The organism is Bradyrhizobium sp. LTSP849 (assembly GCF_000938255.1).
Classification (GTDB): domain Bacteria; phylum Pseudomonadota; class Alphaproteobacteria; order Rhizobiales; family Xanthobacteraceae; genus Bradyrhizobium.
This window is the reverse complement of the sequence record NZ_JYMR01000023.1, coordinates 163073-179650: the sequence shown is the minus strand read 5'-3', so window position 1 is coordinate 179650 and position 16578 is coordinate 163073. Positions and strand designations below refer to the sequence as shown.

The 16578-nt window shown below is 65.2% G+C and carries 1 protein-coding gene; it reads right to left on the bottom strand.

Features of this window, described 5'->3' with window-relative positions; genetic code table 11:
• Positions 1 to 3 precede the first annotated feature (3 nt).
• Complete coding sequence (locus UB31_RS16670; RefSeq protein ID WP_045011613.1) at positions 4 to 16545, bottom strand: leukotoxin LktA family filamentous adhesin; 16542 nt, start codon at positions 16543 to 16545, stop codon at positions 4 to 6.
• Between the last annotated feature and the right edge of the window lie 33 nt (positions 16546 to 16578).

Sequence of the window (16578 nt, the reverse complement as noted above, 5' to 3'; positions counted from 1 at the left end):
CCGTTACCACGCCTCGGCAAGACGGCCGATAGCCGGCTTCGTCATCACGTCGACCGCCGCATCCTTCCAACCCGAGCGCCCCATCCGCTGCCCCTGGCGGCGCAACTTGCGCATGTCGCTGAGGCCCTCGACGTTGACGGCGGGACCGGACCCGATCGTCTCGACCGGCCGCGGCGACAACAGCGCATCGAGCCGTGCGTGACCGGAGAGACCGAGCTGGTAGAACGCCCCTCCGCTCTTCTGCGCCAGCCAGGTGTCGATGCTCTCATTGCCCTCGCCGTCGACGGAGACGTTGCGCATCATGCTGGCGCCGGTGAAGTCGCTACCGCAGGTGTGGGTCGGGCCGTAATTGGTAACGGTCGCCGAGATATCGCCGGTGTAGAACACCACATAGGCATTGCTGACATTGGCGTTGCCGACCTGGCTCATCGTGAACACGCCACCCGGCTGATAGAGCTGGAGCGACGGCCAGTCCGTCGGCGCCGGCGACCGGTTGTTCAGCAGCACCTGCTGGGTCGCCGTGGTGAGAACGAGCTGGCCCGGCACGTAGCCGTTGAGGATCGAGACGGCCCGCGCATCGGTCAGGAAGTTCGCGTCCACCACGTTGAACTGATTGATGATGATGGAGTCCGGATCGATCGAGACATTGGCAGACTTCGCCGTCCCGCCATTGTAGCCGGTAACGTTCATGATCAGCGGAATGGCCGGCGTCGAAGCAATTTGCTCGCCCTTGACGTTGATGGTGTTGGCCGCGAGGTCGAGCTCCCTGACCACGCTGACGAAGCCGATCGTCAGGTCACCCGGCGAGGACAGCTTGATCGTGTTGCCGCGGATCCGGTCGAACGCGATCGAACCGGCCGCGTCGAAATGCGTGTCGCCGTTGGCGGAGATCGATCCGCCACGGAGAGAGCCGGTGTCGGACCGCAGGTCGATATCGCCGGCATCGCCCGGGATGCCCGTGGTGGTGAGCTGGGTGAAGGCGATATCGGTCACGGCATGCAGGGTCTGCGTCCCGCCACTGACGGCCGTTCCGAGAGTGATGCCGCCCGTCGTCGCGGTGATGCCGAGCGTACCGCCGACGTTGAGATTGTCCCAGTTGATCACGGTGCCGCGCAGCACTGCATTGCCCGTTGTCGCCGTGAGATTGTGGCCGGTGTTCGACAACGCCGCGATCAGCGTGGCGGAGCCGTTGGCGGCGACGGAGCCCTGCGTCACGACGCCACCGGCCATCACCGTCTGCGCCTGGATGAAGCCGTTGGCGGCGGTAACGTTGATGCTGCCGGTATCGCCGGTGATGCCGGTAGCCGTCAGTGCGTTGAACGTCACGTTATCGTGGGCGTGGACCGTCTGCGTGCCGCCGCTTTGCGCGGTCTTGAAGGTGATGCTGCCCTGGCCTGCGGTCGCGCCTAGCGACGTTCCGACGTTGAGCGTATTCCAGTTGATCGGGCCGCCGGCCGCCAACAGGCCCGAGCCGGTCGTGGCGGCAAGCGTGTTGCCGGTGATGGTCGTGCCGGCAACCAACGCGGCCGCGCCGTTGGCCGAGACCGAGCCCAGCGTCGTCACGCCGCCGGTCGTCACGGTCTGCGCCAGGATGAAGCCATTGTCCGCGGTGACGTTGATATTGCCGACGTCGCCCGTGTTGCCGGTGGCGGCCAGCGCCTTGAACATCACGTTCTGACTGGCATGGACCGTCTGGGAGCCGCTGCTGCTGGCGGTGCCGATCACGATGCTGCCATTGTTGGTCACTGCACTGAGGCTGCCGCTCGCGCCCGACGCCGTGCCGGCGACGACCTGATCGAGCGTCAGGGCGCCGGTGCCGAGGATGTCGACACTGCCCTTCACTGCCGACAGCAAGGTCGCCTCGGTGTCGGTGAAGGCCTTCAGGTAGATGCCGCCGGCGCTCGTGCTCGCGGTCAGCAGCGCGGCGCTGAAGCCCATCCGGCCAGTCGAGCTGCCGATGCCGTTCGACGCCGACAGCGACACTTCAGCGCCCGAGCCAGAGGCCACAAAGCTGGTCTGGCCGTCGCCATTGCCAAGGATCGCGCCCAGCGAGGCCACGCCGCCGGCGCTGACGATGATCGACGGCGCATTCGAGGCCGCCGCATAGGACAGCGACGAGTTGAGCTGGCCGATCGTGGCGTCGCCCGTGGTGGTCACGGAGATCACCCCGGCCGCGTCGATCGCCGAAGAGGCGCCCATCGACAGCGTTGACGCGACCAGCGTCACGCCGCCGGAGGAGCTGGTCGCCACCACCGGCGCCGCACCGGTGCCGTCGGCGAACGTCACGGCGCCGTTGGCGAGCAGCTGCATCAGGCCGACGCTGGTGACATCGGCGTTGATGCTGATCGCGCCGTGCGGCACGTTCAGCGTCAGCGTACCGCCCGCGGTGAGCGGGCCGTAGGTGCCAGTCGCGCCGACCGTGAGATCGTGCGCCACCACCAGGATGCTGAGGTCGCCGACCGCAGAGCCGGTGAGCGCGCCGGAGATCTGCACCTGCAGGGGCTGGAAGGTGGTGCCGTTGAAGCTGATGTCGCCACCCGCGCGCAGATCGAGGTCCGTGCCCACGATATGCGGCGCCGTCCGATCGGCAAAATTGGTTCCGCCTTCGGCATAGATGCTGCCGGTCGCGGCAAGCTGGATCGTACCGGTCGCCGAGACGTTACCGAGGACGAGGTCGCCGGTGGTCTGCTTCACATAGACACCCAGTCCGGACGACACCTGGTCGAGATGATCGGTGGCCGGATTCGCGAAGGCGATCTGAATCGCGCTCGCGTTGGCCGCCGGATCGCTTCCCGCGGCACCGGCGCTGCCGATGTTACCGTGCTCGGCGATCAGGGTCAGGTTCGGAATGTCACCGGAGATCAGCGGCACGCCGGTCACGCCCGCGGAGATGTTGGCGACGGCGTCAAGCTTGACGTCGCCCGTGCCGGTCACTTGCACGCCATTGGCTTGCGCGGCGGCGATTGGACCGTAGGTCGCAGCCGCGATGCCGCCGAGCACGAGGCTGTTCTTGCTGCCGAGATAGACCTCCGACAGCGCCTTGGCCGTGACCGCGGCCGGATCGTCGAGGATGACGAGGCTCTGCTGCGACAGCGTCACGTTATAGGTCACGACGCCGGTCGTCGGGTCCGTAACCGAGTCGACGGTGAGTTGCCCGGGACCGGCCGATGCGAGCAGGCCCTTCTGGGCGGCCGTCAGCGACGAAGCATTGACGCTGGTGAAATTGAACGTCTGCGGCGCCGCCAGTTGGCCGACCGAACCATTCGGCGTGTACAGCATGACCTGGCTGGCCCTGATGTTGGCCATGACATCGTCGGTGATCGGCGGCGGCGGTGCACCGACGGCCGACGACGAGACCGTGTAGGCGAGCTGGCTCTGTGTCCACTGCGAGCCCGACGTGATGATGCCGTAGACCTTCTCGGTCGAGGCGAGCGTATAGGTGTAGTTCGCACTGTAGCTCGTAAGCGCCGTCTGCAAGGTCGTGTTGGTCGGCATGAACTGATTGCCAGTCGCGACGCCGTCGAACAACTTGGTGAATAGGGTCGACGAGAGCGAGCTGCCGAACAGCGTTGCCAGCGGGTCCGTGGGCGCGGTGCCTAACACTGTGGTCAGCGAGGCCTTGACTTGATCGGTGTCGATCATGCCGAGCAGGAACTGGTCTTTCACCAAGCGCGTCGTGGCCTCGTTCTGCATCTGCGTCGTCGAGACCGTGGACGGATCGGTAATGCCGAGCTTGGCGGCAACCTGCGCACGCAGCATGTTGAAACCAACCGTGGTCGGATTGTACTCGAGCGCGTGAGTGCTGGAGTTGACGCGGAAGACCTGGTTCTGGAGCTGGAAGTAGTCGTTGTAGGCTGCCGTCACCATCGACTGGTAGCTGTTGACGGCGACGGTGGCGGCATTGCCGCTGAGCAGGTCGAGGCTGGTCCAGACATCCGCCAGATGCGCGCTCTGCTCGGCGGTGAGACCGCCGGACGACAGGCCGTTCAGGATGCTGGCGTGATTGCCGTCGGAGGCGGCGGCTTCCAGGAAGACCGGGCCGGCTGTCGACGCGACCGTGCCGAGCCGCAAATCGCCCTTGGACTGCACGATATAGGTGCCGGTCTTCGAGGAGCTGTTGAGGATGCCGCCGTCGACGCTGCCGTCGATCAGCGTCGTCCCCGTCGCCTGGATCACCAGCGGATTGATGTTGGTGAGCACGGCGGTGCCGTTGCTGACACCGGATATCGCGCCGATCGCACCATTGGTGGAGTCGATCTCGATGTTCTTGCCGATCACGACGGGGGTGGCAACGTCGTAGGCCGACGCCGAGTTGATGTCGCCGGTCGCCGAGATGAAGACGCTGCCCTGCGGCGCGTTGCCGGCCACCGTCGAATTCACCTTCACCTGGTTGATCGACAGCGAGCCGACGGCCGCGATTGCGATGTCGTGGTCGATGGTGGTGGCGGTAAGGCTGCCGCCATAGACCTGTACGGAGACAGCCGTTCCGCCCGAACCGATCGTGCCGATGCCGCCCGGCGCAGAAAGCGTCACGCTCGTGCCCGAGATCGTCGGGTTGTTCGCGTTCGCACCGACGGTGATGGCCGAGTTGGCGCCAGTGGCCGTAACCGAGGTCGTGCCCTGGAGGTTGTTGATCGGTCCGTTGATGACGATGCCGGAGTTCGACGTGACCGCAACCGTGCTGGTGCCGCCGCCGTTGAACTGGATGTTGATCGGGTTCGAGGCCTTGACCGTGTTCGTCAGCGTGAGGGTCAAATGATCGAAGATCTCTTGGAACCAGTCGTATTGGCCATCCGCGCCGCAGCACTTGCCGGAATGGGTGTTGCCACCGCCGCCATGCGCCGAGCCGGTCGCGGTGACGACCTCCTGGTAGTTCGAGCTCTGCAACTGGCCGGTGGTGGTACCGTTGGCAACCTGCTGCACGTTCGAGACCAGGCTCGTCGTGCGGGTCCAGATCGCGCCGGTGGTCGAATTGGGCGTGTAGGTCCAGCCGTAGTCGAACTGCGTGGCGCTGGTCGAACGATCCAGCGTCGCCGTGTCGACCCACTGATAGTACAGGTTGGCTTGCGGCGTGTACTGGAGGCCCGACGTGCCGCTCGTTCCGGCGAGCATCGAGGAGGTGTACTGGCTCGCGTTGACGCTGTTGGTCTGGTACGTCGACACCTGCTGGCCGCCCGGCGCCGCCGGATTGTAGACATACCAAGTCGTCTGTTGCTTGAGCTGGTCGACGATCTCGATCACGCTGGCAGCGCTCACACCGGTATTGATGGTGTTGGTGACGAGCTGGACGCCGGTGGTGTTGTTCACCGTGATCGTGCCGGCGCCGCCGTTGACGATGATATTGCCCTGCGAGACGTTGTTCTGGGTCGAGGTCGAGATGATCTTGCCGTTCAGGTAGACGTAGCCCCCCGAGCCCTGCACCACGCTGTTCAGCAGGATCTGGTCGGTGGCGGCGTTGTACTTGGCGCTGATCTGCACGTCGCTGCTGTTTGCCTTGGTCAGATACTGCGTCAGATCGACATAATTACCGTGAAGTGCGGCGGCCTGGTCGGCAGCAAGGGTCGCGCTGTCAGCCTTGATCGCGTTGATCGCGTTCAACGCGCTGGTGCCGATATTGACCGAGTAGTTGCTGCTCGAGCCGCTCTGGATCGTACCGTTGATGTTGAGCACCGACGCCGACAGAATGATCGCCTTGCCGACAATAAAGGGCGCGTTCGCGGGCGCGTTGGTCGCCGTGTCCGCGGTCTTCGGTGTGATCACGTCATTCTGGATGTTGATGACCTGGAAATAGGCCCCGCATCCCGAGCAGTTGAACGGACTGTTGCCGCTATAGACGCCCTGGCCGTCATAAGTGTGCCGCTCCCATGGGGCGGTGGAGATGGTCTGGACGGTCGGGCCTTCGATCGTCGCCAGCGTGCTCGTGCTGGGTACACTGCCGGCGCTGGCATTGCCGTTGCCCGGCGCGCCCGAACCCGTCGGCAGGAAGATCGCCGAATAGAGCGAAACGCCGTCGTAATACAGATCCAGCAAGCGCGCGGTGAAGACCGTGCTGTTGCTCGCCGTGCCGGCGACGCCCTCACTGCCGGATGCGCAGCAATAGTAGGAATAGGGGTGATTGCCGCCGGAGGCGATATGCACGCCGCTATCGTAAGCGCCATAGGCGCCGAGATAGGTCGCCGCCGCCATCACCGCCGTCAGCGTGTCGTTGTCGGCCGGCTTGTATTCGGTGTTGGCCCATTGCGAGGCCACGTCGTGGTTAGAGCTGAAGATGCTGCCGACGCCGCCGTTGAAGGTGAACGAGCCGTTCGGAACGACCATCTGGATCGTCGCAGCATCGAAGGTCTGCGACGCCACGACGTTGCCGAGATTGTTGGTGATCTTGAGCAGCCCCTGCTCGTTGGTGACGACGCCGTCAAAATAGATGTCGGGCGTGCGGGTCAGCGTATTGCCGTTCTGGTCGACGCCGAGACCGGTATTGGGATCCTTGCGGTTGTAGATCGCCGAGATGTCGATGAGCGGCGTCGCGGTGTTGTTGGACGTGAAGGTCACGTTGGACGACGAGTCTGCGGCGACGTCCGGGTGAGTGACCAGCCCGCCGCTTACATTGGTGATCGTGAGGTTCGACAGGGCGATGAAGTCGAGACCCTGGTTCTCGATCTTGATCAGGGGCGAAGAGCGCGCGATGACGGACGGCGCTACGTTGCCAGCGCCCCCTGCCCCGGTCAGGCTCTGCGCCAGGATCGAGACATTGCCCGCCGACACCAGGATGTCGCCGAACGCGAAGGCGTTGCCTGACGCGTTGGCGGCAAACGGCGCCTGTTGAATCAGCGTGTTGACCTGTCGCTGGATGTCACCGGTCGGATCGGCGCCCTGCACCGTGATGACGGGCTGGGCCGCGGCGAGAGCGGTCTGGACCTGCGTGGTGGTCAATCCGCTCAAGGTTGCGAGTTGGCCGACGATCGTCTGGTAGGGATTGAAGCCGCCGACGATGGTGTACTGGACCGTCTGCTGGTTCCAGCTCATCACCGGATTGAAATGATTGACGTCGGAAACGTATTCGAGCGAGAGCGGATCGTAGGGGCTCGTCGTGGACAGGGTCGGCGTGCTCGCACCGAGTGCGATGGTGATGGTCTCGTCATTGTGGATGCCGGCGACCACAAGGCCGTTGAGCGCGACATTGCCGGTGCCGCCGTCATTGGTGTGGCTGTGGTTGTCGCTGTTCTTGGCGCTAAACATCTCCAGATAGGGATTGTAGTTGCTGCCGAGGCCGGAGGCCGCGACCTGGCCCGGAGTTGCGGTGAGAGAGATGTCATTGGCGCCGAGCACCTTCGAGCCGATCGCGAGCGTCAGGCTGGTGTCGTCGTCGGCATTGGCCGTGCCACTGTAGCGGCCGGAAATGGGAACGACCGTGTTGTTGTAGACCACCGTCGTCCCGTTCGCGGCCACGCTGCTGTAGACGCTGCCGTCGCCCGCCAGGCCCGCGGCGATGTTGATCTTGCCCCAGGCTTCCACCGTCGAGCTGCCGCCGACAGTGACGTTCTGGGTTGCATGAGCCCAGGCGTTGGTGCTGGCACCGACGCCGCCGATCGCGCCATAGAGGCTGGCGTTGGCATAGTTGTTCGCCGACATCCGGGAAGCGGAGCCGATATAGATATTGCCGGCGCTGAACAGCTCTCGGGCCTGAATGTTGACGTTGAGCGTCGCGTTCGCCGTCATGTCGGATTCGGCGTCGCCGCCGGCGAACAGGCTGGCGGTGGCCAGGCTCGTCGTGTCCGACGTGCTCAGCGTGTTGTAGGCCTCGATATTGATCACGCCCGTCGTCGTTCGCGGATCGGCGTTGAGGCTCAGGATCGTCCCGGCATCGATGTTAGTGTTGACGGTTTGGGTGACGGTCGAGGTGCTCAGCGCAGCCGCGCCTGCGAACATGCCGCCCGAGCCCGAACGCGCGCCGCCGCCGGCCTGATTGACGATGTCGTTGGCGATGACGTCCATGTCGCCGCCGGCCGAGTTGATGATCAAATGGGTGCCGACCTCGGCGGTGGTGGTCGATGTAACGTCGTTCTGCGCACTGCCGCCGGCGACGCCGGCGGTGGAGGCCTGATAGGCATCCCCGCTGGCGCTGTAGTTCGTGGTGTGCTTGGCGCGGATGTTGAGACCGCCGAAATAGAGCGTGTCGTCAGTCGCATTGCCATAGAGCGTGGCGTTGGTCACGGCGGTGGAACTCGTCGTCGCGACGGCCGCGGCGCCGGCATAGGTGCCACCAGCACCGACGGTCGCACTGGAGACGTTGGCATCGGTGCCTGTGGCGGTGATCTGGAGAATGCCCGTATTCGACGCGGCCGTGACCGCACCCGCGCCGAGATAAGCGTAGGTGTGTGCGCTCGACGACGTCTGGGCGACGGTCGCGCCCAACGCCAGGAACCCGGTCGAAAGACCGGTCGCCTCGGCGTACTGGGCGCTGTCGTTCTCGGCCGCGATGACCACGTCGGAATTGGGAAGCGTGATCCCGGTCCCGCCGTAAGCGCTGACCGTGGCGTTCTCCGACGCCTTGGCGTAACTGCCCTGGGCGCCGATCAGCGAGCCGGCGCCGCCCGCGAGCGACCAGGCGTAGGTCGTCGTCCCTCCGGTCGGAACCAGCGCCATCGCCGTCACGGCGAGCGCACCGCCCGAAAAACTGGTGTTGTCGCCGACGTCGGCGGTGACCTGGGCTCCGACCGTCGACTGGGCGACGGATACGCCGACGGCGCCGCCGCCAACCGAAACGCCGATCGAGCTGCTCGACAGATTGGGCGTGATCGACGCCGACACCAGCGTACCGGCGCCGGTCGCGGACGTGGTGATCGAGGAGCCGGAGCCGATTTCCGCAAGCACAGTCGAATTTTCGTGGGCCTCCGCGTCTGCGCCGACGCCGGAGACGATACCGCCGCCGAGCGCCGTTGCGGTCGTGGTTAACGTGCCGACTCCGGCCGCACCAACCGCCAGCGCCGAGACATTGACCGTGGCGCCGTCCAGAACCTTCGCCGCGACCGAGCTCGATCGTCCGGCGGTTGCAATCGAAGCGCCGACGGCCGCGAAACCGGCGGTGACGCCGCCCGTGAATACGCTCTGGGTCGAGGAGTCCAGCGCCATGACGGCGACGCCGGTGCCGCCCGTCCCGGTCACGGAGCCGCCGATCTGGGCCGTCACGGTGTTGGCGACATTGCCGACCGCCACGGCTGCGTCCGCACCGAAGTAAAGCGCCGCGCCGCCGGCGATCGCCTCGCTGTCGATGGTCTTGCCGGCATACGGTCCGGTGCCGGCATCCTTGACTTGTGCCGCGACGGTGACGGAGGGCGCGGAGACGATCGCGCTCAGATTGGCGAGCACGCTGCTGTCCACGCTGGTGTAGCCGATGCCGGCACCGATGCCGACGTTCTTGCCGAAGCCGGCGCCGAGCAGGTACATCTTGGTCGCGTTGGCGCTGGTGGCGGCGACGTTGACCTGCGTGCCCGTGACGTTGCCGCCCGCGATCTGCGCGGTGACGCCGTCATTGCCACCGGTCAGCACGGTCGAGACGTCGTAGGTCGAGCTCACATTGGCGTTGTTCGGATTGCCCGCCGTGCCGCTGGCGACGGCATCGCTACCGTGGCTGGAATTGGTGCTGTTGTTCACCGACGCAATGGTGCCGGTACCGCCCTGGTTGAGCTGCCCGGTTTCCTGGCCCTGCGTGTCGGGATCCGCGGTATTGGTGCCGATGATGATGACACCAACGGTCGCACCGATGCCGACGCTGCCGCCGACGCCGGCGGTCACCGCGTAGGACAGCACCTCCTTGGTGCTGAGCGCGCCGACATTGATCGCACCGGACGAATTGAGGTCGCTGTTGCGGCTTTCCGCAATGGTCTGGCTCTTGAAGACGATGACATTGGCCGCAGCACCGACGCCGACCCCGCCACCGCTGGCGCCGATCGCAATTGCGCCGGCGATCTCCTTGATCGCAACATCCTCATTGGCATTGATGGTGATCGCGCCGGCCGCGCCGCCCGTGGGCGATTGCACCGTGGTGTCGTAGACGCCGGCAATAGTTGTGTTGTTGGCGATCTCGATGTTCGCCATGCCGGCAATCGCGGCCGTCCCGGTCGAGAGCGAGCCGCCGACCGAATAGGCCTGGAAGCGATCGGTCGTGTTGGCCTCGACGTCGAGTGCGCCGCTCAGGTTCAGCGCGGTCGTGTGCGCCGTGCCGTTGCCTTGATAGTGGAACTCGTCACCGACATAGGCTTCGGTCCGGTTCGCGGAGACCTGAACCAGGAACGCAGCGGAAGCCGCAGCCTGGCTGCCATAGGCGGCCGACCCGTTCGCCGAGTAGATGCCGGTGGTGTCGTTAGCTGTCACGGTGAGCGACGAGGCCGTCAGTGCGCCGCCGTCGACATAGGCTTCCGTGGTGGCGACGAAGACGTTCAGTCCGACCGAGCCGGTGTTGAAACCGACGGCGATCGAGGACGCATCCTGCTCGGCATTGGCCTTCACGGTGACGGCGCCGACGGTCGGGGTCGTCGTCGACGAAACGCTGCCGACGGTCGCGTTGGTGATGGTGGCCATCGTCGTGCGCGACATCGTCGTCGAGATGATGGTCGCGCCACCCCCGCCGCTTCCGGTCGGAGGCACGATGCCGGCACCGAACGCGCCGGAATAGGAGAAGCTCGAGGCGGCGACGTCGATCTGCGGCAGCAGGCCCGCGCTGGTCAGGCGCGTATCGATGCTGGCGCCGTCGATATAGGCGTTGGTCGACCCGCTCATCACAGAGGTGATCGGGTTGATCATGATGTTGATGCCGTTGCCTGCCGCCAGCGAGACGACGTTGGTCACGACGGCCTGATGCGAGCTGGCGACGACGGCAAGGCCCTTCACCGTGTCCTGGGTCTCGGTCAGGTCAGGCGTGCTGTCGGTGGGGGCCTGGAAGCCGCTGAGGTCGTTGGCGTGCGCCAGGGTCCCGCTGTTGACCGACAACGTGCCGGTCGAGCTGGTTCCGAGCGCATCGACCTTGGTGTTCGTTCCGCTGATATAGGCCGACGTGCTGCCGGTGATCTGGTTCGTCACCATCGAGCCGGCAAAGCCACCCGCGCCCCTGGAGATGGAGAGAGCGCCGGCGATCACGGCCACGTTGTCGGTGTTGCCAGCGATCACCGCGACATTGTTGCTTGCGGTGACATCGGCCCCGCCGGTGATGCTGGCGGAGACGTTGGTTCCCATCAAATTGGTGGCCACCGACCCCGCAAGCCCGACCTGCCCGGAGATCGCAACGCCGACGGCAACCGTCGAGATGCTGGCGTTCGAGCTGGCACCGACGGCAATGTTACCGGTCGAATTCACCTTGGAGCCGATGATGCCGGCGCTGACATTGTTGGCGATGTTGCTGTTGACGAGTGACAGGCCCGCAGCGCTTCCCTGCGTCGACCCGCCTGCGACCGCGGCGCTGCCCGTAATGCTGGAATTATCGGTCGCGGTGACTGAAATGCTGTTGCCCGAAATCGTCGAATTCGTCGTGCTCGAACGACTGTTGCCGATCGCGGCCGAAACAGTGTTGGTGATCGAGCTGATCGTCATGGCGCCGACGCCGGAGAATTGTCCGGTGGAGAGGCCGAAGCCGATGCCGACCGACTGGATCTTCGAGGCGTCGATCGCGCTCACATTGACGCGGCCGGTCAGGAGCACGTTGGCGATATAGGCCGAATGCGTCGTCGAGATGGTGTCGTAAATGATCGAGGCGCCGACATTGTTCTTGCCGGCCTGGATGATGCCGGCAACGGAAATGATGCTGCCGCCCGGTCCGTTGCTGGTTCCACCATTGAGCGCGGCTGCGCTGAAATCGATGCAGTTCTGCCCTCCCGTGCCGCCGGCGGTCGTGCAGGTGTCCGCGGCGAGCAGGTTGTTGTTCGACTTCTTGACGAGATTTCCGAGCGCGGTGTCCAGCGCCGACACATCGCCGCTGTCCGCGATCACCGTGACGCTGCCGACGCTGATGCTTATCGTAGCGCCGCTGTTGATATAGGCCGTCGTGGTCGGCGATACCTCGTCAACGATAATGGCGCCGGCGAGCCCGTTGGATCCTGCCCCGCCCGAAGCCGCGCCGGCCGCGATCACTCCGGCGCTGTCGGCCAGCACCAGCAAGGTGTCGTAGTTGGAGATCGCGGTCGTGCTGATGTGCGCGTCGGTTGCGTTTCCGCCGGTGGGATTGGCGATCGAGGCATAAGTCAGTGCGATGCCGACGCCGGCCTTGCCGCCGGAGACATAGAGCGAACCGCCGCCGATCGCGATGTTGGTCGTCTGGTAGGCGTCGACCTCAAGCGCGCGGTTGACGCCGGTCGACTGGCCCGTGATCGTCGAGTTCTCGATATAGGCGTTGGCGCTGTCAGTGACGATGCCGACGGATGCCGACAGCGCGGCCGCATTGCCTTCCGGCGCGCCCGCCACGCCGATGGCGACAACGGTCTCCGAGCCGCCGTTGAGCGCCTGCACCGTCACCGAGCTCTGGTTGTTCAGTGTGGTGCCGCTGATATAGGCGCTCGTGGCGTTGTTTGACGTCGCCGACGCGATTGCGCCGCCAACGGCCGCGCTGTTCGATCCCTCGCTTCCGGCCATGTTGGCCGCGGCCGAGCCGGAGCCGTTGTCCAGGATGGTGTCGTTGAGCGCCTGAACGATTGTCTTGGTCTCTACGGCACTAGTCGTGGTGTATTTGTTGATCGTCCCGGCGTTCTTTATGTAGGCGCTGGTGGCGAACGAGACGTCGCTTACCGACGAGCTGCCGGCGAGATCGATGCTGAATCCGCTGGTGCTCGATCCGGTCGAACCGGCCTTGGCCGCACCGGCTGCAATGCCCGAGGTCCCGCCGGTGGCCGCCGCCGTCACCGCCCCCGCCTTGGTCGCGAAGCTGGAGACGCTCGGCTCCGAGATCGCGGCCGCAACCGAAGCCGCAGTGATGCGCCCGGACGTCGTCGCCGAAATGGTCAGATAGTCGGCCCTGAACGAGCCGCTGCCACCGCCGGTCCCAGAGAACGGATCGTCGGTGCTGAATGCACCGTTACGGATGTCGCTGCTGTTATCGCCGATATAGGCCGCGGTGTCGGCGTTGGCGCCGAGATAGGCGACGGCGAGACCGACCGCCGAGTTGGCGCCGATCGAGACGGCACCGGCGATCGTCAGCATCGACAGGTCCTGCGCGGCATAGACGTTGACGGTCGGCGCCGAAACCGTGGCTGCGCTGCCGATCGAGGCGTGCGTCGTGTTGTCGAGCAGCGCCATCGACGTGATGCCGTTCAGTGCCAGCGTACCGGCGGCCTTGCCCGATGTCGGCGCGACACCGAAGAACTGGTCGGTCGTGACGGCTTCAACCGAGATGTTGTCGGTCGACGCCATCGTCGCATTGGCGGCAACGCCCGCGATGGTGGTGTTGGAGATCTGGACCAGATTGAGCGAGCCGCCGAACGACGAGCCGCCCGAGGTATTGCCGGGAAGAAAGCCGAGCGTGCCGACATTGCCGGCCGCATCGATCGAGGCGGTATAGGAAGCGGCCGTGACGGAGAGCGTCGCGTCGAACGGCTGGGTGCCCGTGTTGAGGTTGGCCGACCATGCGCCGCTGCCGCACGTCGCAACCGTGCAGGTCGCATTCAGGTTTGCGCTGCTCGCAACCCACGCTGTCGTGTTGTTGTGGACGATGAAGTTGTTCAGCGATCCGGAAATTCCGAGCGTGTCGCCGGCGTCCGCGCCTGCGTTCGCGTAGCTGGTGAGGATATTGCCGCCAATACCCAGATTGCCGTTGAGGTGGCTGATCACCTCGGTCAGCCCGGCCCATTGGGTCCAGGTATTGGTGATCGGCATGGAGGTGTTTGCGGCGACACCGATGTTCGGCGCGCTGATCGTGACGCCATCGCCGACATAGGCATTGGAATTATGGGTGTAGTTGCCCCAGGCCACGGCTGCGCTCAGCGCGTAGGACTGGCCGTCGATGGGGCTCGAGGTGATCGCCGCCGAGGTCGCGTTGCTGCGCACGCCGACGTCGGTCACGTTGGAGACCACCGCGACGTTGCCGGTCGTGTAGATCGAGGGTGCCCCGCCGCTGGGGTTTTGCGCGATCGCCGCCGTGGCGCTTTCGGTGCTGTTGGAAAGCGACAGCGCCGCGGCGGCCTTGAGGTTCAGGTCGGACGTGACCAGCGTGCTGAACATCTGCTGCGCGATGATGTTGCCCGTCTCGGAGCCGACGACCGCAAGCCCCTGCAGGCCCGCAATCAGCGTGGGCGTGCCGGTGATGGTCGACGACATCGTCGAGTTCGACGTGGTGTTCGAGAAGGCCTCGACCGTCACCGGACCGGTCATCGGGTTTGCGCTGGTTCCCAGCGATGAGCCCAGGGTCGCGTTGGCGGAGGTGTTGATGTTGCTCATCGCCATCGCGCCGCCGACACCGCCGTTGAGCGCCGGATTATCCAGGGCAACGGACGTCGCCGACGTCGAGAAGCTGTTGTTGTTGATGGCGTAGACGGAGAGGCCGCCCGGCGAACCGCTCGCCGTTCCAGCACTCAGATGGGCGCCGGTTTCGACATTCGCGCTGGTCGTCACCGAAGCGTTCGAATAGGCGAACGTCGCGACCACAGCCGCGCTGGTGGTCGTCGCGACCGCGGCGACATTCACCGTGGCGTTGTTGGTGGAGGTGATATTCAGATATCCGCCGGCATTGATCGTCGCCCCGTTTGCGACGTTGGCGGAGACGTTGCCGATGACGTTGCCGACCACGACCGACGCGCCGAACGGAAGGCCACCGCCAATCGTGCCTGCGAGCACCGGGTCCGCCGCCGTTTCTGACCCGGTCGCGGTGACCAGGATGTTGCCGCTGGCGGAAATATTGGCGTGGCGGTTGATCGCGACGTTCGCCGTCGCGCTCGCTGCGACGTAGCCGCCGTTGACGCCGAGGTTCAGCCCCGCAACACTCTCGCCGACCAGAGCGAACGATCCGGGAAGCGAGCTCAACATGTTCGAGACGGCTGTCGAGGTCGCGCCGATGCTGACATCTCCGCCGGTGATCGTACCGTCGATCGTGATGCCCGTCGTCGCATAGGCGTGGCCGGACAGCAGGTTCTGGCTGGCCGTGGCCGCCAGCGTCACATTGCCGTTCGTATAGGTCGTTCCGCTGGCGTTGATCGCCTGGGCGAGGATCTGGGCGCCGTAGTTGATAGTGATCGTCGGAGCGTCAATCTCGACATTGATGGCGTTGCCGACCGAATGCGTCTTGGTGGCCGTGTCGAGATTGCGGGCATCGATCACCGCATGCGCGGCCAGTATGACCGAATTGTCGGCCTGGACGAGATAGGTGGCACCGGCGCTCAGCGCGGCAATGGCGTTGGCCACCGAGGTGTTCGACAGCGTGACACCCGCGCCGCTGTCCAGGGTCGTGTCGCCGATGACCACATCGGTCGGATCGATCAGCAGCGTACCGGCGCGGCCGCTTGGGGCGCTGAGATTGATGCTGACGCCGCTGCCCACGTCGATGACGCCGTTTCCGCTGAGCTCGACCAGGCCCGCATTGCCCGTTTTCGAGCTGGCGTTGATCTTCGCGCCGCTCGTCACGCTCACATCGTTACCGGCCTTGACGAGGACACCGCCAGCATCCCCCGTCTTGCTCGCCGTGCTCAACCTCGCATTCGAGCCTATCTTGGCATTGTTGCCGGCGACGACCGTGATCGTGCTCGGCGTCGTGATCTTGCTGCGCGCGGTCAGCCGCCCGTTCACCGTGGCCTTGTTGACGGCGCCGATATGGATCGAGCCGTTGCTCACAGTGATGGCGCTGGCGCTATGCAATCCCTTCGAGTTGACGGACGCCGCAAACTTCGCGGCATGGTCGAGGTTGGCGATGTCGCGCTGGCTGGCACCGCCGACAAAGACGTTCTGTCCGGTCAGGCGGACGCCATCCATCGCATTGACCCGGCCGTAGATCCGGATGTTGCCATCCGGCGAGACCGGGAACGAGCCAGCCATCAGATTGCCGACGGCCGTGCCGTTGATCGCCCCTCCCGGGCCGATCAGGCTGTCGGTGAACTCCCGCGTCGGGGTCGACACGTTGAGGCTGCCGGTGTTCACCGTGCCGCTGCGGCCGACCACGAACCCCTTAGGATCCGCGAAATAGACATTACCGCCGATCGCGCCGTTCATGTAGGAGTTGAGCGTGCCATTGACGTAGACCGGCGCGTCGCGAACGATGTTGACGAGGTTTTGCGTGCCGTTCGGCAGTTGCAAATTGACGGTGTTGCCCTGGCCGACACTGAACTGCGAGAACGAGTTGAAGGCGCTGTTGCCTGATACCGTCGACGTCGTGACGTTGGTAACGCCGCCGGAGGTTTGCAGGGAGGTGCCGGTGCGCCCGTCCGGGGTGATCACATTCGCCGTTTGCGCCTGGAGCCGGACGCTGAACACCGGCAGGAAGACCATCTGCATCGCGCACAGCAGCGACATCGAACGGAAACGCGCGAGCCCTCGCAGCGTCAGTTCGTCCTTGTCTCGCGTCGCAAATGGTCCGCGCATTTCAGATCCTCGTCATCGGCATTAGCGCCGATC